19 protein-coding genes are annotated in these 18,041 nt (G+C 45.8%); 13 read left to right on the top strand and 6 right to left on the bottom strand.

Annotated elements, in window-relative coordinates; translation table 11 throughout:
- Positions 1-74 precede the first annotated feature (74 nt).
- The 5 genes from J2Z65_RS13020 (at position 75) to J2Z65_RS13040 (ending at position 3,015) form a co-directional block, all read left to right on the top strand.
- Complete coding sequence (locus J2Z65_RS13020; RefSeq protein ID WP_167060523.1) at positions 75-611, top strand: DUF4178 domain-containing protein; 537 nt, start codon at positions 75-77, stop codon at positions 609-611.
- Positions 612-662: 51 nt separating this feature from the next.
- The gene (locus tag J2Z65_RS13025; protein ID WP_167060526.1) at positions 663-1,352 is read left to right on the top strand and encodes a DUF4247 domain-containing protein; all 690 of its coding nucleotides are present in this window, start codon (positions 663-665) and stop codon (positions 1,350-1,352) included.
- A 150-nt stretch (positions 1,353-1,502) separates the two neighbouring features.
- Positions 1,503-2,327 (top strand): YitT family protein, encoded by an 825-nt coding sequence (locus J2Z65_RS13030; protein WP_167060529.1) that lies wholly within the window; start codon positions 1,503-1,505, stop codon positions 2,325-2,327.
- A 126-nt stretch (positions 2,328-2,453) separates the two neighbouring features.
- On the top strand, positions 2,454-2,648 hold the full coding sequence (locus tag J2Z65_RS13035; protein WP_079413795.1) for a hypothetical protein: 195 nt from the start codon (positions 2,454-2,456) through the stop codon (positions 2,646-2,648).
- A gap of 130 nt (positions 2,649-2,778) precedes the next feature.
- On the top strand, positions 2,779-3,015 hold the full coding sequence (locus J2Z65_RS13040; protein WP_167060532.1) for a Sec-independent protein translocase subunit TatA/TatB: 237 nt from the start codon (positions 2,779-2,781) through the stop codon (positions 3,013-3,015).
- A gap of 40 nt (positions 3,016-3,055) precedes the next feature.
- Here J2Z65_RS13040 and J2Z65_RS13045 read toward each other — a convergent pair whose 3' ends face one another.
- On the bottom strand, positions 3,056-4,213 hold the full coding sequence (locus J2Z65_RS13045; protein ID WP_240159804.1) for an MFS transporter: 1,158 nt from the start codon (positions 4,211-4,213) through the stop codon (positions 3,056-3,058).
- Positions 4,214-4,315: 102 nt separating this feature from the next.
- Between J2Z65_RS13045 and J2Z65_RS13050 the strand changes: the two genes are divergently transcribed.
- Positions 4,316-5,500 carry a putative glycoside hydrolase gene (locus J2Z65_RS13050; protein ID WP_167060536.1) on the top strand — a complete coding sequence of 395 codons (1,185 nt, stop codon included), beginning with the start codon at positions 4,316-4,318 and terminating at the stop codon, positions 5,498-5,500.
- A 180-nt stretch (positions 5,501-5,680) separates the two neighbouring features.
- Positions 5,681-6,640 (top strand): D-2-hydroxyacid dehydrogenase, encoded by a 960-nt coding sequence (locus J2Z65_RS13055; protein WP_167060538.1) that lies wholly within the window; start codon positions 5,681-5,683, stop codon positions 6,638-6,640.
- Positions 6,641-6,698: 58 nt separating this feature from the next.
- Here the strand turns inward: J2Z65_RS13055 and serS are convergent, their stop codons facing one another.
- The 5 genes from serS to J2Z65_RS13080 form a co-directional block, all read right to left on the bottom strand.
- The gene (gene serS / locus J2Z65_RS13060) at positions 6,699-7,979 is read right to left on the bottom strand and encodes a serine--tRNA ligase (protein ID WP_167060541.1); all 1,281 of its coding nucleotides are present in this window, start codon (positions 7,977-7,979) and stop codon (positions 6,699-6,701) included.
- A gap of 314 nt (positions 7,980-8,293) precedes the next feature.
- A complete protein-coding gene (gene pfkA, locus J2Z65_RS13065) occupies positions 8,294-9,262 on the bottom strand; it encodes a 6-phosphofructokinase (RefSeq protein ID WP_167060544.1) in 969 nt (322 codons plus the stop codon).
- Positions 9,263-9,297: 35 nt separating this feature from the next.
- On the bottom strand, positions 9,298-10,323 hold the full coding sequence (locus J2Z65_RS13070; RefSeq protein WP_167062646.1) for a tetraprenyl-beta-curcumene synthase family protein: 1,026 nt from the start codon (positions 10,321-10,323) through the stop codon (positions 9,298-9,300).
- 31 nt (positions 10,324-10,354) lie between these two features.
- The gene (locus J2Z65_RS13075) at positions 10,355-10,987 is read right to left on the bottom strand and encodes a hypothetical protein (protein WP_167060547.1); all 633 of its coding nucleotides are present in this window, start codon (positions 10,985-10,987) and stop codon (positions 10,355-10,357) included.
- Positions 10,988-11,017: 30 nt separating this feature from the next.
- A complete protein-coding gene (locus J2Z65_RS13080; protein ID WP_167060550.1) occupies positions 11,018-11,332 on the bottom strand; it encodes a hypothetical protein in 315 nt (104 codons plus the stop codon).
- A 177-nt stretch (positions 11,333-11,509) separates the two neighbouring features.
- On the opposite strand from J2Z65_RS13080, the gene J2Z65_RS13085 reads away from it, so the two are divergent.
- From J2Z65_RS13085 to J2Z65_RS13110, 6 genes are all read left to right on the top strand, one after another.
- On the top strand, positions 11,510-12,844 hold the full coding sequence (locus J2Z65_RS13085; protein WP_167060553.1) for a multi antimicrobial extrusion protein MatE: 1,335 nt from the start codon (positions 11,510-11,512) through the stop codon (positions 12,842-12,844).
- Positions 12,845-12,866: 22 nt separating this feature from the next.
- Positions 12,867-14,045 carry an MFS transporter gene (locus tag J2Z65_RS13090; protein WP_167060556.1) on the top strand — a complete coding sequence of 393 codons (1,179 nt, stop codon included), beginning with the start codon at positions 12,867-12,869 and terminating at the stop codon, positions 14,043-14,045.
- A gap of 24 nt (positions 14,046-14,069) precedes the next feature.
- Positions 14,070-14,762 carry an ATP-binding cassette domain-containing protein gene (locus tag J2Z65_RS13095; RefSeq protein ID WP_167060559.1) on the top strand — a complete coding sequence of 231 codons (693 nt, stop codon included), beginning with the start codon at positions 14,070-14,072 and terminating at the stop codon, positions 14,760-14,762.
- On the top strand, positions 14,759-16,108 hold the full coding sequence (locus J2Z65_RS13100; RefSeq protein ID WP_167060562.1) for an ABC transporter permease: 1,350 nt from the start codon (positions 14,759-14,761) through the stop codon (positions 16,106-16,108). Before J2Z65_RS13095 ends, J2Z65_RS13100 begins: the two co-directional genes overlap by 4 nt.
- Before the next feature lie 13 nt (positions 16,109-16,121).
- The gene (locus J2Z65_RS13105; RefSeq protein WP_167060566.1) at positions 16,122-17,225 is read left to right on the top strand and encodes an efflux RND transporter periplasmic adaptor subunit; all 1,104 of its coding nucleotides are present in this window, start codon (positions 16,122-16,124) and stop codon (positions 17,223-17,225) included.
- 80 nt (positions 17,226-17,305) lie between these two features.
- On the top strand, positions 17,306-17,953 hold the full coding sequence (locus tag J2Z65_RS13110; RefSeq protein ID WP_167060571.1) for a nitroreductase family protein: 648 nt from the start codon (positions 17,306-17,308) through the stop codon (positions 17,951-17,953).
- The last annotated feature ends 88 nt before the right edge of the window (positions 17,954-18,041 follow it).

Genomic DNA, 18,041 nt, shown 5'->3' on the forward strand with positions numbered 1-18,041 from the left:
GAGAACGAAACCTTACGCATAAGCTAAGCGTATTACATGGTAGAACAATATTCGGAACAGAGGAGAGTTTTACAATGTCCATATTTAAACGAGTAAGCAGCATTTTGCGAAGTCAGAAACAAGTGCCGGATACAACCCCCGCCGGTAATCCGCTCGAAGATGCCAGAGTTGGGGATATTGTAAATGTAGACTTAGAGGAATACGTCGTATCCGGTAAAGTCATTTATTTCGACCGGGGTTTTGCTCCGCATCGCTACGCTTATTATTTGCAAAGCGGCAAAAATATTCAGTGTCTGATTGTGGAAAAAGGACGAACCTATGATTGTTTCCTTTGCAGCTTCATTGAAGGCGCGCTCGATGATCCCAATGATGTTCCAACTCGATTAGAATTAGATGCTGACGTCATGTTCGACTTGGAGTTTCATCGCAATGATGTTACGCGGACGGAAGGAAATACCGATTTCCGCAGTGGTGATGATGTTATCTTTTGGCGCTATTTCGGCCCGGATCGCAGATTTTTCTTCCTTCAGTGGCAGGATGGTAAGTTTATCGCCCTTGAAGGAGAACGCACGCCAGGGAATCAGATTAAATTTTTAAAATCGACGCCTTAAACGACCTATGTTATCATTGAGTCATACCCCAAAAGGAGGGTTTACTGTAAAGTGAAAAGATGGACATCATGGCTTTACTTCGTATTGATCATCGCCCTTCTAACCGGGTGTGGCGCTGATGCCGTACGTTATATCAAAGATGAGTATCCCCTTGTTAGTGTAGAGGGCAAAGGCACTAACCTTTCTAAAGTATATTTAGTCGAAGGCAAAAATGTCCCTACCGTCGCAACTGAGCTTGCCGCGAAAGAGTCACCGAAAGAAAAAAGCAAGGAATCCGAAGATCAAATGTTCCTTGTTTATAGCGATAAAGTCATCAACATCCAGAAAGATCCTAATGAAAACAAGAATACGCTTGTTCAGGTAGACAGTATCGAGTATGCCAAAACCCATTACGATTCCTCATTTTTACAAGGGTATTTAACAGCTACGCTGCTGCAATCCTTGTTCGGAGGCAATTGGTTCAATAACAAAGGATCTTATGATTATAGAGGCTACACGCGGACGCCAACTTATAATGCCGGTAGCGGCAAAGCGACTGCGCCGACGACCGACACATCTAAGGACAAAAAGCCGACAACCTCCGATCGGACGGGGACCTTCAAGAGCGGGACGGCAAACCCAAGCTCAGGAAGCTCATCGACGGCCCGCAAAAACGATGGCTCCACACCGAATAAGGTGACGAAGCCTTCAACCACCAAGCCAAGCACATCGAAGAAGACCGGCTCCTTCAAAAGGCGCTAATTCTTATTTAAAAGCTGTTGTCCACGGAATGGACACAGCTTTTTTTATTTCCAAAAACTTTTATTGAACGAAGGTTAAATAATGATTGAAGTTTTGAAAGAATGAATTATACTTGCATTATGCTGCATACTATTTTAGAGGTGATTTTTTTTGAAAAAAGCGCTGGATGCCGTCATCATTTTAGTTGGCGCTCTGCTTGTAGCCGTCGGCTTCAACATGTTTCTCATTCCTCACCAGCTGCTTAGCGGCGGGGTTTCGGGATTCGCCATGATTATCGGCTATTTTACGAACTGGAATATTGGCTTATTATATTTAATCTTTAACTTGCCACTCATGATTTGGGGTATGATTTCGATAGGGCGCAGATTCATCATGATCAGCGTTGCATCCGTTATTTTAACCTCGTGGTTGATGCAGGTGCTCCCTACGAGCTATGTTGCACAAGAGCCTATCCTTGGCGCAGTATTCGGTGGCGTATTGATCGGGATCGGAAGCGGTATTACCTTAAGGATCGGCGGTTCCACCGGCGGCTTTGATATTGTAGGTTTAATCCTGACACGTAAATTCGATTTTCCACTTGGAAACATTATATCCGGCATGAACGGCATCGTCATTGTCGCACTTGGTTATTTTAAGCATAATTGGGACCTTGCCCTCTTTTCCATGTTAGCCATCTATATCTGTGGTAAAGTCGTCGATACGGTACATATTCGCCACGTTAAGGTGACGGCATTCATTGTTACGAAACAGAAGGATGAGTTGACTCATGAGCTGCTGCAGCTTCCAAGAGGTGTCACACTAGTAAAAACTGAAGGCGCTTATACGAAACAACAACATGATATGCTCATGACTGTCACTACTCGTTATGAGCTAGCTGAACTAAAACGAATTATCAAGAAGATAGACCCAAAAGCGTTCGTAAATATCGTTGAAACAGTCGGTGTCGTCGGCGAATTCCGCAAGCTGAAATCGTAAATCGTGTAACCCGCCTCTTTCTTCCGGATTAAATTGTGTTATAATGATTGTAATTTCATATAGTTCTGGTTTCATCGTGAGTGGTTCAGGCGTAGTTCTTATTCTAATCTTATGATTGGAAGGGTGATGCTTGTGGAAACAGTCAAATTATCCAGGATTGTAATGAAATTAACACCCGAGTTGTACCCCTTCTTAACCAGCTGTGAGCTGGACTCTGAGATCGTCCTTCGGTTCGGTATCGAGGCGCTAGAGGCAGAAGATGTCATGGAGATTATTCAATTCAGCATTTCGGAACATCATAAAGACGCCCTGTATCATTAAAGGGCGTCTTTTTCTGATTTTGGCAAGAATATTTATTCATTGTTATCCAGTTTGTAATAATTAGGGTATATAGGTTATGATAAGAGCATGGTATAATAGTGCTTAAGATAAATTATTGGAGGTGTCTAGCATGGGAGCATTATCTCCTTGGCACATCATCTTAATTGCAATTGTTGCCCTTCTTTTGTTTGGGCCTAATAAACTGCCTGAGCTTGGCAGAGGTTTTGGCAAAATGTTTCGTGAATTCAAAGATGCAACGAATGGGAACGGCGGTAACAACACTTCTGATGATCAGCCTGTACCGGCTCGTAAAGAGATTAATCCTGCAGAAGTAACGAATACAGAAGCAGGTCAGGTTCACAAATAAATGATAAGCACCCGGCATGCCGGGTGCTTTTTATTTCATTTCAACTTCTGCCGCGCATAACCGCCTGTGTACCAAGGAACATAACTGCCGCTATAGCTGACATCACTGTCGCAAATACGTACATGCTGGCGCCCCCCCACTGTTCGCTCAACCATCCGCCTATCGAGCCGCCGATAATTCCGGCAAGCCCCATGAACACCATGGCAAGTATCGACTGTCCCGTTGAACCAAACTGCTCCGGCAGCAAACGAACGACATATTGAACAGCTACAATCCACAACACTGCGAAGGTGAGCATTTGTGTCACTTGCAGCCCGATTAGTACCCAAGGATCGGTGATGACAGAGTAAAGAATCCAACGAACCGTATAGATGATTGCGACGATACCGAGAATAGTCAGCTCATGATAGCGATGAATATAGCGATTAATTAAGGCAAATACAGGAATTTCACTGCATGCCGCAATCGCCCATGCCCAGCTTACCATCGCGTCCGTAGCACCTAGTTTATTGAGATATAAACCTAACAGCGCATCATTCATGCGATGCGGTATCGAAATGATCAGGATCATTAACATGAACCACAAGAAGCTTTTGCTTTTAAAAATAATACCGATCGCACTTAACGTAATCCGCTGTCCGCTGCTCTTCTCATCCTTGATAAAGGCAAGAAACAGGAACGGAAAAATCCATAGAACCCAATAAAAGTATGGAATTCTGGCCACCCCGCCTAATTCATCAAGCAGCAGCCCCGAAATTAAAGCAACTCCCGAAAAGCCAATGGAACCCCATACCCGAACAGATCCATAGGACATTCCGCGTCCGGCTGTTGATTTCACGACCAAATTATCGATGAGCGGAATCGACGGCAGCAAGAAGAAATAGAGCAGCAGAATGAAGCCTAGCGTGAGCCCGAAGCCATTCGTTAGAAAGAGTCCAAAACTGCCCAATAACGAAAGTACCCACAGTAAAAAGACGATATTTTTCACTGAATTAAATCTGTCGCTTACATACCCCCAGAAGGGCTGCGCAAATATGGAGATGAACGGACCTATCATCATTAACAGTCCAATTTCTGCTGCTGTGTAGCCTTTTGTTTGCAAATAAAGGGGCAAATAGGGCAATAAAATAGCACTTGAAGCATAGTAAAAAAAGTTAACACCTGACAACGAAATAATTTGCTTATCAACTTTCAACAACGTCTACCTTCTTTCTACATCCCTCTACAAATTTCCTCTGTGCTGCATGTACCGCTTGCTTTATAATGAAGCTAGAACAAGATAGGAGAGGACTTATACTTCATGGAAATTTTACTTGCTTCACTTGCCCTGATTTGGGGCAATGTTACTGCTGCCAACCCGGACGCTAGCTTTGAGCAGCTTGTTCAAGCATCTTTGGATGCTAAGAATGCGGTAGCTATCGTTCAACCTGCCCCAACACAAGACCCAACAGATCCTCTCGCTCCTGTTAACAAGCTTGATCCGCAAAAAGACGCTCCAAAAGTCAAAGGTGTATATGTCACGGCGCATAGTGCCGGAGGATCTCGTCTGGGCACCCTTATGAAATTAATGGACGACACGGAACTGAATGCAATGGTCATCGACGTCAAAGATGATTGGGGTTACATCACTTGGGAAACTGGCAATGCCGAACTGGACGCGATGGGCACCACCCAGAAAATTATTGGCAATATGCCAAGCTTGATGAGTAGCCTTAATGAACATAACATTTATCCCATTGCACGCATCGTTGTTTTCAAAGACACCATTCTTGCTAAGAAGAAACCAGAATTATCCTTTGTTAATCCGGACGGCACTGTCTGGGGCAATGGCAAAAATCCGCCTGACAGTTTCGTAAACCCATATAACAAAGAAGTATGGGATTACAACATCGCAGTAGCCAAAGAAGCGGTAAAAGCCGGATTCAAAGAAATTCAGTTCGACTACGTCCGGTTCCCGGAGGGCTTTGAGAAAAGAGCCGATACGCTCAAATACACAAAAGATGATCGCGCTCGCATTGATGCTGTCGCTTCATTCGTCAAGTATGCCAAAGAACAGTTACAGCCCCTTGGTGTTCGTGTTTCGGTTGATATTTTCGGTTATGCGGCATCAGTGCCAGCAGCCGAGGGTATCGGGCAGGATTTCGAAAAAATTTCTCAAAATGTCGATGTCATTTCGCCAATGATTTATCCGAGTCACTATAGCACAGGCTGGTTTGGTGCTAAAGTACCGGATGCTGCTCCTTATGTAACGATTAACGGTGCCTCGAAGGATACAACGAAAAAATTGGAGGCGATTGACAAGAAGGGTTGGAAGCCCATTGTCCGCCCCTGGATTCAAGATTTCACCGCTTCTTGGGTCCCTGGTTACATTAAATATGGCAAGCATGAAGTGGAGGAACAAATTCGCGCTTTGAAAGATAACGGCGTGGACGAATTCCTGCTTTGGAACGCAAACAACAATTACACATCTGATGTAGGTTATTAATCAAGGAAACACCCTGAGGGTATATGGGGCTGTTGGCAACATTCTGTTTGTCAACAGCCCTATATACCTCAGGGTGTTTTATCGTATAATCAAGATTATGTTACCAGATTTGCGGTAAAGCTGTACACTAAAAGTTATATAAGAGCCAATTGCGTAAGAATTACTAAAGGAGTTGAAGAAATGAAAATTGTCGCGATTACGAGTATGGATCTATCCCTTATGTCAGAACAGATGCCACAGGATCTTAAGGACCGATGCCAATTCCTATGGTTTAATTCTTCAAAGGAAGCTCAAGAGCACATTGCCGACGCTGAAGTTATCGTTACAGCCGGTCGGATTAATCCGGATCTTGTCACAGCTGATAAAGCTCCAAAGCTAAGATGGATGCAAACTTTATCCGCTGGAGTAGACAAGTTGCCTCTTCAAGAATTGGCAGAGCGACGAGTTCCGCTAACCAACGCACGCGGAGTACATACGATTCAGATGAGTGAGTTTACCCTCAGTTTGATGCTGCAATGGGTTCGTAAAGCAAATACACTGTATGAGTGCCAGATCCAGAAAGAATGGTACCAGAGTATAAGCGTCGACGAACTTGCCGGTAAAACGTTAGGCATTGTTGGTGCCGGTGCAATCGGTGAAGCCGTTGCTCGTAAAGCGAAGGCTTTTGATATGTCGGTCATCGGATTCAACCGTACGGGCACACCACAACCAGGCTTTGATAATACCGTCAGCGGGGACGAGGGGCTCCGTCATCTTCTTGCCATAAGCGATTTCGTCGTCTTGCTGCTCCCTAGCACCCCGAAAACGCGAGGCTTAGTGACGAAAGAGCATCTTTGCCTTATGAAATCTAGCGCACTCTTGATCAACCTTGCTCGAGGCGATGTTATCGATGAAGGTGCATTGATACAAATGCTGCAAGAAGGCAAGCTAGCCGGTGCTGCACTCGATGTCTTTGAGCAGGAGCCTTTACCGGCGACTTCTCCGCTCTGGAGCATGAAGAATGTGATTATTACGCCTCATATTGCCGGATCATCCGCTCAGTACACGGAGCGTGTCTCCTCCATTTTCTATCATAACTTGAGAGCCATGCTAGATGGTGGAGACATGATGAACGTTGTTAGTCTTACTGAAGGCTACTAAGATAACGAAACGCACCTTATCCTAAGTGGAAACCTCCCAGTGATAAGGTGCGTTATCATTAGTTGCCAGGTATCGCCGCCAACCCTCTCATATATGGGCGAAGAGCCGCAGGGATATAGATTGAACCATCAGCTTGTTGATGATTCTCAAGTAAAGGAATCAGAATGCGCGGTGTGGCAACAGCTGTATTATTGAGCGTATAGCAGTAGCGAAGCTCGCCATTCTCATCGCGGTAACGCAGCCCGCTGCGGCGAGCTTGAAAATCAAGGAGGCTTGACGACGAGTGGGTTTCGCCATACGCATTTCGGCTTGGCATCCAAGTCTCGATGTCGTACTGCTTATAATTTTTGGCCCCCATATCTCCGGCACATACGGCAACGATCCGGTATGGCAGCTCTAGCAAATCAAGTATGTCTTCCGCATTCCGAGTGATTTGATCCAACATTTGATCAGCTAGCGCAGGATCATCTTCACAAACAATCACCTGCTCGACCTTCGCAAATTGATGAACCCGATACAAACCGCGCACATCTCTGCCTGCCGACCCCGCCTCCTTGCGGAAGCAATTCGATGCCGCTGCCAGCTGAATAGGGCCATGCGAGAGATCTACGGTTTCATTCGCAAAATACGAAATCAGCGGTCCTTCCGACGTACCTACTAACCATTTGTTCTCATCCAGCTCGTAGGTCTGATCTTTGCCTGCCGGAAAGAATGCTGCGTTCACGAGTGTATCTTCACGAACCATGAGCGGCACATCCATGACGGTAAAGCCTCGATCCGTTAGCAGATCTATCGCCAGCTGTTGAACCGCTCGGTGCAAATATAGCCCCATTCCTTTGAGGTAATAATTGCGGCTTCCGGCGACCTTTACACCTCTTGGAACGTCAATGATGTCCAGATCTTCCCCGATCTGCATATGATCGCGAGGCTCAAATGTGAAGGTTGGAAGCTCTCCTACAACCTTTACGACAACATTATCTTGATCTGTAGCACCGAAAGGCGTTTGCGGTGAAACTAAATTCGGGACGGTCAGCATAAGTTCCTTGAACCGCTCCTCATATTTCCCGAGCTCCTCTTCGTCCACAGCCAAGCTAATATTCCAGCTGCGGACCTGCTCCTTCAACTCTTCAGCCTCTGGTCGATTCTTCTCAGCCATATACTTTGCGATTTTCGCAGTCGACCGATTACGTTCTGCACGAAGTTGATCGACACGATGCTGCAGTTGTCTCTTCTTCTCTTCTACCTCTAGAAGCTCCTCAAGAGGACATTCTACTCCCTTTTGCAGGGCAGCTTCCCTAACCTGATCTTGATGATTGCGAATCCATTTGATATCCAGCATACTCCGTCACCGCTTCCTTTTCGATTGTGAGAAAAAGACAAAGAACGCCCCTGTCCGAATTGGGACGAGGAGCGTTCTGCTCGCGGTGCCACCCAACTTGATGACAGCAATTTCTTGCCATCATCCGCTTGGTTCCGCGATAACGGGCGGTGCCGGTTTATTTAGAGAAGTCGATGCTTAATCAGTCATCAGCCGTTCCGATCATAAACGTCTCCGAGTTGGATGCTCTTCACAGACATAATGTCGCTTTGTACGTTGTTTGATATTATAAACGAAGTCCTACGCTTGGTCAATAGGCTTACTGATTCTAAGACTTATTGGGACAAACGGCTTGCCAGTTCATACAGCTCTTTGTTAAATTCGCGCTTCGTATGAACGACCAAGTCGATATCCGTAGCGACTAATTCGCCTTTGATAACGCCGCATGCTTTGGAAGAGTCGCCTTCCATCAGTCTGCGAACTGCAAAATCGCCTAGGCGGCTCGCCAGAATTCGGTCGTTATGCGTCGGTGTTCCTCCGCGTTGAATATGGCCAAGAACGGTGACACGCGGTTCAATGCCGACAACTTCGGTAATTTGTTTCGCAACGCCTTCGCCTGTACCAGCGCCTTCAGCTACCAGGATGATACTGTGGCGTTTGCCATGTGCGAAGTTGTCTTTCATTCGGTTAGCCACTTCGCAAATATCAACCTCAACCTCAGGAACGATAATCGTTTCAGCACCGCTGGCAAGCCCCGCGTAGAGTGCAATCTCTCCGCAGTGACGGCCCATAACTTCTACAACTGACGAACGCTCGTGTGAAGTCATCGTGTCGCGAAGCTTGTTGATCGCATCAACAACGATGCTAACCGCTGTATCGAAACCGATTGTAAAGTCAGTAAAAGGGATGTCATTATCGATTGTTCCTGGCAGCCCCATCGTTTTGATACCTAGCTTGCTAAGTTTGTTCGCTCCTTGATAGGAACCATCCCCACCGATAACAACCAAGCCGTCAATCCCGCGCTTACGCAGGTTGTCAGCCGCGATTTGTTGGCCTTCCGGTGTCATAAATTCTTTACAGCGTGCTGTTTGCAGGATTGTTCCTCCGCGTTGAATGATATCACCGACGCTGCGAAGATCCATTTTGCGAATATCATCGTTAATTAAACCATGATAGCCGCGTTGCACGGCATAAACTTCCAGACCATGGAACAATGCGCTTCTTACAACCGCACGAACGGCCGCATTCATCCCCTGTGAGTCTCCACCGCTTGTTAGTACTGCAATTGATTTTACTGCTGACATTTCATTTTCCTCCTTCGAATTCTTGTGCAGGACATTCATGATGTCGTACGAATAAACATGCTATTTAGCCAGAAAAACAACCGGGTTAACGGACTATTCTTCATTAGACGCTTCGATATGTTCTTAACTTGTTGCTGTCCATTCACTTTTGGATCTGATAAATATAACGCAAGCAAACCTTCGATTATCATACGATGAAATCGCGGATGTTCCAAGAACAAAATTTTGCTGCGGGCCTCTTGCACGATAAATGCAATCCTCTCCACCGTGTCCTCCATCGAGCCATAATAGCTGCAGAAGTTCAGATCTCCGCCCAAAACATCTTCTTCCTGATCGATTAAATAATCAAGCAGAATATGCAGACCGCAAACGTAAGGGAAGTAAGCCTCGCGAATCGACTCAACCTGTTTATCACTCAACTGCGAGTCACATGCTGCCAGGAACAGCATAAACATCCCTAATGTCGAACCTGTCGCTGCTGCAAACTCATTCCAAGCAATCTGACTATATCGATGATGATGGAGATTCCACCATTGCTGAAGCTCAGGCTCCCGCATATCTTTGCGAATATGCTTGTACACCTGTAAATCACAGTATAAAGCAACGAAATCCCGCACCTGATCCGCGACTTGTCCATAAGACGGCAGCAAATCGATACAGGACTGACATTTCAGAACGAGATCTCTTAAATAGTTACCGTCTTCTTTTTCCTGCCTGTACGCATAGTAATCATTCAGAGGTTTTGATGGATCTACAGCATCCAGCATCGATTGATGCAGCTGTCTAAAGTCTTGGGGATCTAAGGAGGTGCTGCGATCACATAAATTATCTAAATAATCGCTAATCGTTTGAAAGGCGACGATGAGCGGGATTAATACATGACGCATCGACAAATTAGCAGCGGCATAGACGGCGCCACCTTGGCAATGAAATTTTTTCGTTGCAATGCTGGCTAAGGCTTGCGTACGCAACTCAGTATCTGGTATGTTCTCCGCTCTTGTTTTCCATATGGAAAGCTGTTCGCCTACATCCGGCAAAATATAGCGATATACCCTGAGCATTAACCGGAGTGGACCCTGCGGAACCTTTGTACTACTTTTGTCCGATTGCTTCAAGCAGACTTCCTCCACAACTTTGTTCGTAGCAATATTGCAGCAAAAGCTGCATTTCGTATCGCTGAATATGCCTCAGCCAGCTATCCACTGTCGAGTTCTGAACCAGGGATACTTGAAGCTCCACAACGTCTATGAACACACAAGGGTTCCAAACAGGAGATGTAATCAGTACTTCCAGCTTCTGACGCAGCGCCTCATTGTCCAGATCCGCCAAGTCTTTCACTGTCAAGTAATCTCGCACGCAGGCAATTAAATTTGAAAAAATAGGGTGATGCCCGACATCATTAAACCAATATTTCGCATTGCTGTAATCGCCTTCCATTCGGTGCATGAGAGCATGCCAATAGCTGCCGGAAGCATTGGTAATTTCCTGGGCAATATCATGCGACTTGTCTAGGCTTTCGTTCAACAAATAAAGACCTGCTTTGATAGCCAACCCATACATTTCTTGCTCCGGACTGCCTTGTGCCATATTAGCCGGTAACATCGCTTCAATGTTCGCATCCATGGCCAAATCCCATTCTTCAATTGGATATAACGCAGGCAGATGCTCCAAGAGCGGCTTCGCAATAGCTTCCAACCATTCTGCCCCATCTTTATTGCTATGCATGCCAGTCACTCTCCCTTTCATTAGACAAACTTAATGGTGGGTCTTCGCTTCCAAATCCTGATTAATCCGGAACCAAAGGTGAAGATCATTTATGATCGATGCCAAATCAGCAATTTCAGAATTCAAACGACACGAAGTTATAAAATCATCTTCTTGATCCAGCTGATTTTGTTTACGAATAATTGAGGCCTCTAACTTAATAATTCTGTCAGGAATGACTCCACGAATTTGTTCCCATTGAAATAAGATATCAACGCGCACATCGGCAGGGTACGAATCCCAATCATGTTCTAAAGCCGGCGTCTCGATACCAAGTCTGGCATCGTACTGAAAATAGCAGCTCATTCTTCTGAATTACCTCCTTGCAGTAAAAACATGCTGCGATAGTTCAACAAACATTCTACCTTTAAATGTATCACTTCAAACCTTGGGTTTCCAGTTAAAATTGTATGTCAACAATATTTCATTTTCTGGTATACTTAAATAACGTTTTTAGAAGGGAAATAGTTAGGAGAGATACAGATGACCGCTTCAGCAATGAAAAGAACGATCTCATGGAAACAGCTTATCTCCTTTTTTCTCCCCCTCGGCCTTTCCGCAACGCTTGTTACCCTCTCGCACGTTATCATTAACAGCACACTCGCCCGTGCAGATAACCCTGAAGTCGTCATTGCCAGCTATGCGCTGCCGCTAAGTTTGTTAGGCTTAACCGAGAAGCCGGTTGTTTTGCTGAGACAAGCTTGTTCAACCCTCGTCAGGGACCGTATTTCCTTCCGAGCTATGGCAGCGGTTAGTTCTTATGTATTTGCCTGCATTATTCTCATTGGTCTTATTATATGCTACACTCCGGTCGGAGAGTGGGTATTTCTTTATTTCTTTGGCGTTGAACGCGAATTATTAGACAGTACACTCAGTGTTTATCGTATTTTGATGTACGTAAGCATTTTTTCCGGGCTGAGGTGTTTATTTCACGGCATTATTATTTTTAATATGCGGACAAAATGGTTAACCATCGGGATGGGCGTGCGAATTGTCGCGATGTATTTGTTATCGTTATACTTTATTACAACGGACAATGTCACTAGCGGACGGGTTGGCGCCATTATTTTTCTACTTGGCATGGTGATCGAGGCTTTCGTCGCCATCTGGGAAGGAACCAGCTTGCTAAAAAAAGTCATTCCTGAAAAGGCGCCAGGACACCCCATTGAAACCCAGAAACAAATTTTCAGATTTTATAAGCCGCTGTTGTATTCATCGGTCATTGCCGTCATCATCGGTCCTGCGATTAATGCCGTCTTAGGGAAAACAACGCATATACATCTTGCGATATCTTCGTTTGCCATTGCCGGCTCTTTAACGCAGCTGGTTTTAAGTTTTTTCTCTTACATACATCAAATCGTATTGAATTTTTACCGGAAAGACAGGAAAGCGGTCCTCCGGTTCGTCCTTATCCTTAGCTTTATTCCTGGAACACTTATCGCAATTCTCGCTTATACACCTCTAGGTCCTTGGTTTATGTTCCATGTAATGGGCGTCAATTCTGAGCTTATGCATGCGAGTCTGCATGCTATGCGCATCTTTATGATTATGACGTTTGTATTTCCTTGGTTGGATTATATGAACGGGATCATTATGCTCAGAGGGCAAACGAAAATCATGGTTTTCTCGCAATCTGCGAATGCTACGATTACGGTAATAACGTTGTTTATCGCCATTTGGACAGTCCCCGGTTGGAACGGGATGATCGGCGCATTAGCGCAATCCATTGGTACGCTGGCTGAACTGTTAGTTGTGGTTTATGTGCTCAAACGCACGTCCGAAGAGAGGCAGCCAAGCCTATCTTCAATAAATTTGTAGGGAAAACGAGTGATAACCAACTATGCGTACGTCTATTCTTATAAAGTCACAACATACCCTGCTCCGCTTGTTCACTTTTTCCTTTTTTATGACAATGGGCATCGTAGTCACTTTCTTTCCTCTTTACTTTGATTACAAAGGGTATTCCAAGCTGCAAATTGGACTGCTCTATGCGATTGGGCCATTAATCGGGATCGCAACAAATTTACTATGGGGCTTTCTGAGCGACCGTTTTCAAACGGTCAAAAAAATCATGATCTTTCTGATTATCGGTCAGCTCATCACGGCGATCTTCGTTTTTACAGCCGGGTGGTTCTCCCTCTTGTATGTTTGTTTGGCAATGTTTTTCTTCTTTCAGCAGCCGGTAAACTCGCTCAATGACAGCCAAGTCATGCTAAGCATTCGGGCTAGCGGCAAAAGCTATGCATCCTTTCGTGTTTGGGGCTCCATCGGGTTCGCAGTTTCAGCCGGCGGATTTGGCTTGCTGCTTAGACATTACGGAACAGGTCTCACGCCGATTCTTTGTCTGTTCACCATCTCTTGCACACTAGTCCTTGTTTTCTTCTTAAAGGACGCTCGCCAAAGCGGCAAGAAAATGGCTTTCGGCGGCATGCTTAGCATCTTACGTTCCAAGAAGTTTGTCTGGTTCTTAACTTTAATCATCATCATGTCCGTTTCCCATCGCTTTAATGACGGCTTCCTGGCTCTTTACATGCGGCAGCTCGGCGCTTCCGATTCACTGATCGGTTACGCCTGGATGGCCTCCGCGCTTAGTGAGATCCCCGTGTTCTTCTTACTTAGCAAGCATGGGCACCGGTTTAAAGAATTGCCGCTCCTTGCGTTTGCAGGGGTCATTTACGCCCTGCGCTTTTTCATTATGGGTAACATTCATAATCCTGCGTGGGTCATCGGCGTTCAACTGCTGCATAGCTTAACCTTCGGTGTTTTCCTTATTACGGCCAATCGCTATCTGAGCCAAATTATTCCTGATGAATATCGCTCATCCGGTCAAGCGATTTTTGCTGTAGCTTGGTCAAGCATCGCTGGATTAATTAGCGGAACATTAGGTGGTTTGATTTATGACGCTGCGGGGGGAAGCACAGTTTACGTCATTGCCGGATGTTTATCGATTGTCGCGACGATCGGTTTCTTGGGCACTCATCTATTCCAAAACGATGAACGCTTGCCGAGTCGCAGGTAGTTTTAAAATGAAGGGAATGATTTCGTGTTAGCCATTGAACGGTTATCTCACAGTTTCCGCACAGGGCAAGAGGATACTCCCGTTCTGCATGAACTTAGCTTCCGGGTAGAGCAAGGCGAAATGGTCGCTCTGCTCGGCAGTTCAGGCTCCGGGAAGTCAACACTGTTAAATTTAATGGCAGGCTTAATGAAGCCTACCCGAGGTTCTATTAACATCGCTGGACAAGCTATTGAGAAAATGAGCGAAAACCGCTTGGCGGAATTTCGAAGGACACACATCGGCTTCATTTTCCAATCTTATGAATTAATACCACATTTAACCGTTCGGGAGAACGTAGAATTGCCACTCGTCTTCCAAAGCGTTGCCGGCCCAGAACGTAAGCAGAGGGCTATGACGCTCTTGCAACAAGTCGGTATCGGTGATAAGTCCGATCTATTTCCCTCACAGCTTTCCGGAGGACAACAGCAGCGTGTCAGTATTGCCCGCTCCCTCATTACGAAACCAACCATCGTCTTTGCCGACGAACCCACAGGTAATCTCGATACGAAGACAGAAGCCGAAATTATCGATTTACTCATTGATTTGAATCAAAATTCAGGTATTACCTTCGTTATCGTTACGCATGAGCACGAGGTGGCGCGCCGGACTCAGCGGATTTTACAGCTGCGCGACGGATACTTGCTGGAAGGAAACGCGCAGGAAGGTGAGGCGGGATGAAGTTTAAGGATTACGTTCGCCTAGGTTGGGACCAGCTGCAGCGGCGCAAGGTTGTGACCGCGCTGTGTACCGTAGGGATTGCCATCGGTTCCGCTTCCATCATGGTTGCGCTCGGCTTCGGTGAATCGATTCAACATTACAGCCAGAAACAAATGAGCTTCTATCTCAAAACGGATGAAATTACGATCTCTGATCAAAGCGGCGACCCAAACTCCCCGTCTAAACTGACACCAAGCAAACTCGAACTCATTCGTACTTTCCCTCATGTGAAATCCGTCGCTAGTTTTCAAGATTTGGGTCAGTTCAACTTCACCGTCGACGACGGTAAACAAAGCTATCTCCATCTAATTGCTACCGAGCTGAGTACACTAGAGGATTTCGACTCCAAGTTCCAGCAGGGCGGGGCAAGCAATCAGGACAATCATATTGTACTTAACTACGGCACTACCCTTGGCGTATTGGATTCGAAGACACTAGAAATTCGCAATAAGCTGATGCAGCAAAACCCTAGCAAAGAACAGGCCGAAACGTACCGGCAAATGGGAGCAATTCCTTATCCGCTTTATCAAAAGCAATTGCTGCTGAAAGCGAATAATTCCCAAGAGCAGCCTGTGGGAAGTTCCGGTGCAAGTATCGCCGAGCCCAGAGAGGTGACGCTTCGCGTTACTGGCATTCTCAAGAAGCCCGATGGACTACCGGACTCAATGCTGCAAGGTAACAAAACCGCTTATGTCTCACCGCAAACCGGCCTAAAAATACTGGAGGCCCTCAACAAATCTGCTGCTAACGGGCAAGTTCAATATTCCGAAGTGAAAGTCAAAATAGATAGCAGCACGAATGTGAAGCAAGTTGATGAGTGGATTAAGAAACTCCAGCTAACCACACAAACCAATTTATACCAAGAGGATCGAATGAAAGGTGAATTCGTTATCGTTCGTTTACTGCTTACAGGGGTCGGGCTTTTTGTGCTTTTCGTTGCTTCGATTTCCATTGTTGTTGCTATGACGATGTCCACCCATCAACGACGCAGGCAGATTGGCATCATGAAAGTGTTAGGAGCGAATTTAAAACAGATCCGCAACATGTTTATTGTGGAGTCTTCACTATTAGGCCTGCTTGGCGGCCTTGTAGGCATCATGCTCTCCTATTGGGTTATTTGGGGGATCAATCTAATTATTATCCGTTTCGGTTCTAATTCGGGAGAGCCGGCTGAAATATTATTCATTTCCCTATGGATTCTTCCTGTCGGTATGTTTTTCGCTATTATGACCGGCGTCCTCTCGGGGCTGTACCCCGCCATTAAAGCATCACGTACCGATGCATTGACTGCAATTAAACGAGAATAGGAGTTTGCCTAGCATGAGGAAAAAGAAAACCTGGATACTACTCTTAACGGCCATTATTGTCTGCGGTATTAGCAGCTTTTTATACATATCCAGCCACCCCCAAGCAATGAAGGGAACAAAGACAGACACTGCTTCAGCTCCCAGCGCCTTGCAATTTAAAGTGACGAAAGAGGATCTGGTTAACAGTGTTGAAGTAAAAGGAAAGTCATCCTACGAAAAGGAAACACGTGTCTACGCGCCATTTGGCGGTGAAATAAAAACCTGGCAGATTACGGACGGAGCTCAGGTGAAAAAGGGCCAGCTGCTATTCGAGCTTGATGCCACACCGCTGAAAACTGAAATCGCCTCCCTCCAATCGAATCTGAAGAAGCAAAAGCTGGAAGCCGATCTTGCTAAGTTCAAAGCAGCAGGTCCTGAAGGAGAAACAACCAACATACCTGCGGGCGCCGTCAGTGAAGATGATGCCCGATCACGTTTTGCCTCTTCCGAAGGACGTAAAATTCAGGAACAGTTGAATCAGGTAAATGACGAATCCATTCAATTGCAGCTCGCGAAGAAGCAAGAGAAAGTAGAACAGGCAGCCTTCGCTGCTCCCGATGACGGCATCTTCTTATTCGAGGATTCCTCCAAAATCCCAAAATCTGTTGAGGAAAGCGCGCGGATCGGGAAAATTGTGGATCTAACGAAATTGCAGTTAGTTTGTACTGTCGGTGAGTTCGATGTATTTCGGATTAAGCCGGGCATGTCTGTCCAAGTAAAGGTTGAAGCTTTAAAGCAGAAAAAACTGCAGGGCAAAGTTGAAAAAGTATCCAAATTTGCTAAAGCTGGTACCGATCAAGGCTCGGCTTCCGCGCAGTTCGAAGTTACTATTTCATTGGAACCGGATGAACAGCTAATTGCAGGACTCAGTCTTTCAGGTACAATCGAGACGGAGAAGAAAAACGGAGCAACCGTCGTCCCCACGTTAGCCGTGATGCATGAGAAAGACGTCTACTACGTCATGCTCCAGACGTCACAAGGCGCAGAACGCCGTGAAATTGAGATCGGAATGGAAACGCCGGAGAAAACGGAGGTCATCAAAGGTCTCCAAGAAGGGGATACGGTTGTGCTGCAGTGACAACTGTTTTATACTATAGTCTTAGTATCAAGTAATAATGATGACGAAAATGAAGCAGCAAAGGCAGGTAATCGTTTTTTATGAATTATGAGGATTTCAAGTCCATTGTACTGGAACGCCGCAGCGTTCGAAATTTTACTGAGCAGGAAGTCGCGACAGAAGACATTCGAGAAATCATCGATTGCGCCCGTTATGCGCCAAGCGATACGAATTCCCAAACGTGGAAGTTTATTGCGATACGAAATACAGAGAAGATTAAACATATTGAACAATTGACATGGGAACAGCTTCACCTCAGAGCCGCAGCTGCCGAGGATAAAGGTCTCTCCCGGGAAGCACGCCTATTGGTGAAATCTTTTGGACCTTATGCCACAGCATTTTCAGATGCTCCTGTGCTGATCATCTGTTTAGCGACGCCATACGAGTCCAAATTCCGCGATCGTATTTTTGATCCGATTGAGCTTGTTGAAGATGCGGTCTGGGCCGAAGAAGGAATCAAGAGTTCCTGCTTAGCCTCCCAGAATCTGATGCTTGCCGCGCATGCCAGAGGTCTCGCAACTTGCCCAATGACAGGACCTGTCCTGCTGGCTCAAGACCAAATTCGCGCGTATCTGGACATTCCGGAAGAATGTCAGATTAATATGGTTATCGCCCTCGGTCATCCGAAGGATCGCCCGGGTAAATTAGCACGTAAAGAAATCGATGAGATTCTTCAAATTATCGATTAAAAGATAAAAGGAGCTGCCGCAATTCGCGGACAGCTCCTTTTTCCATATTGAACGAGTACTTTCCACCGCGGCTTGCGATCCCCATTTT

The organism is Paenibacillus aceris, assembly GCF_017874035.1.
In the GTDB taxonomy this organism is placed as follows: domain Bacteria; phylum Bacillota; class Bacilli; order Paenibacillales; family NBRC-103111; genus Paenibacillus_E; species Paenibacillus_E aceris.

Coding starts and splice junctions, on each gene's coding strand:
- J2Z65_RS13020 (WP_167060523.1), top strand. CDS start 75: ATGTCCATATTTAAACGAGTAAGCAGCATTTTGCGAAGTCAGAAACAA.
- J2Z65_RS13035 (WP_079413795.1), top strand. CDS start 2,454: ATGCTTGTGGAAACAGTCAAATTATCCAGGATTGTAATGAAATTAACA.
- J2Z65_RS13040 (WP_167060532.1), top strand. CDS start 2,779: ATGGGAGCATTATCTCCTTGGCACATCATCTTAATTGCAATTGTTGCC.
- J2Z65_RS13050 (WP_167060536.1), top strand. CDS start 4,316: ATGGAAATTTTACTTGCTTCACTTGCCCTGATTTGGGGCAATGTTACT.
- J2Z65_RS13055 (WP_167060538.1), top strand. CDS start 5,681: ATGAAAATTGTCGCGATTACGAGTATGGATCTATCCCTTATGTCAGAA.
- serS (WP_167060541.1), bottom strand. CDS start 7,979: ATGCTGGATATCAAATGGATTCGCAATCATCAAGATCAGGTTAGGGAA.
- pfkA (WP_167060544.1), bottom strand. CDS start 9,262: ATGTCAGCAGTAAAATCAATTGCAGTACTAACAAGCGGTGGAGACTCA.
- J2Z65_RS13070 (WP_167062646.1), bottom strand. CDS start 10,323: ATGCTCAGGGTATATCGCTATATTTTGCCGGATGTAGGCGAACAGCTT.
- J2Z65_RS13075 (WP_167060547.1), bottom strand. CDS start 10,987: ATGCATAGCAATAAAGATGGGGCAGAATGGTTGGAAGCTATTGCGAAG.
- J2Z65_RS13080 (WP_167060550.1), bottom strand. CDS start 11,332: ATGAGCTGCTATTTTCAGTACGATGCCAGACTTGGTATCGAGACGCCG.
- J2Z65_RS13085 (WP_167060553.1), top strand. CDS start 11,510: ATGACCGCTTCAGCAATGAAAAGAACGATCTCATGGAAACAGCTTATC.
- J2Z65_RS13090 (WP_167060556.1), top strand. CDS start 12,867: ATGCGTACGTCTATTCTTATAAAGTCACAACATACCCTGCTCCGCTTG.
- J2Z65_RS13100 (WP_167060562.1), top strand. CDS start 14,759: ATGAAGTTTAAGGATTACGTTCGCCTAGGTTGGGACCAGCTGCAGCGG.
- J2Z65_RS13105 (WP_167060566.1), top strand. CDS start 16,122: ATGAGGAAAAAGAAAACCTGGATACTACTCTTAACGGCCATTATTGTC.
- J2Z65_RS13110 (WP_167060571.1), top strand. CDS start 17,306: ATGAATTATGAGGATTTCAAGTCCATTGTACTGGAACGCCGCAGCGTT.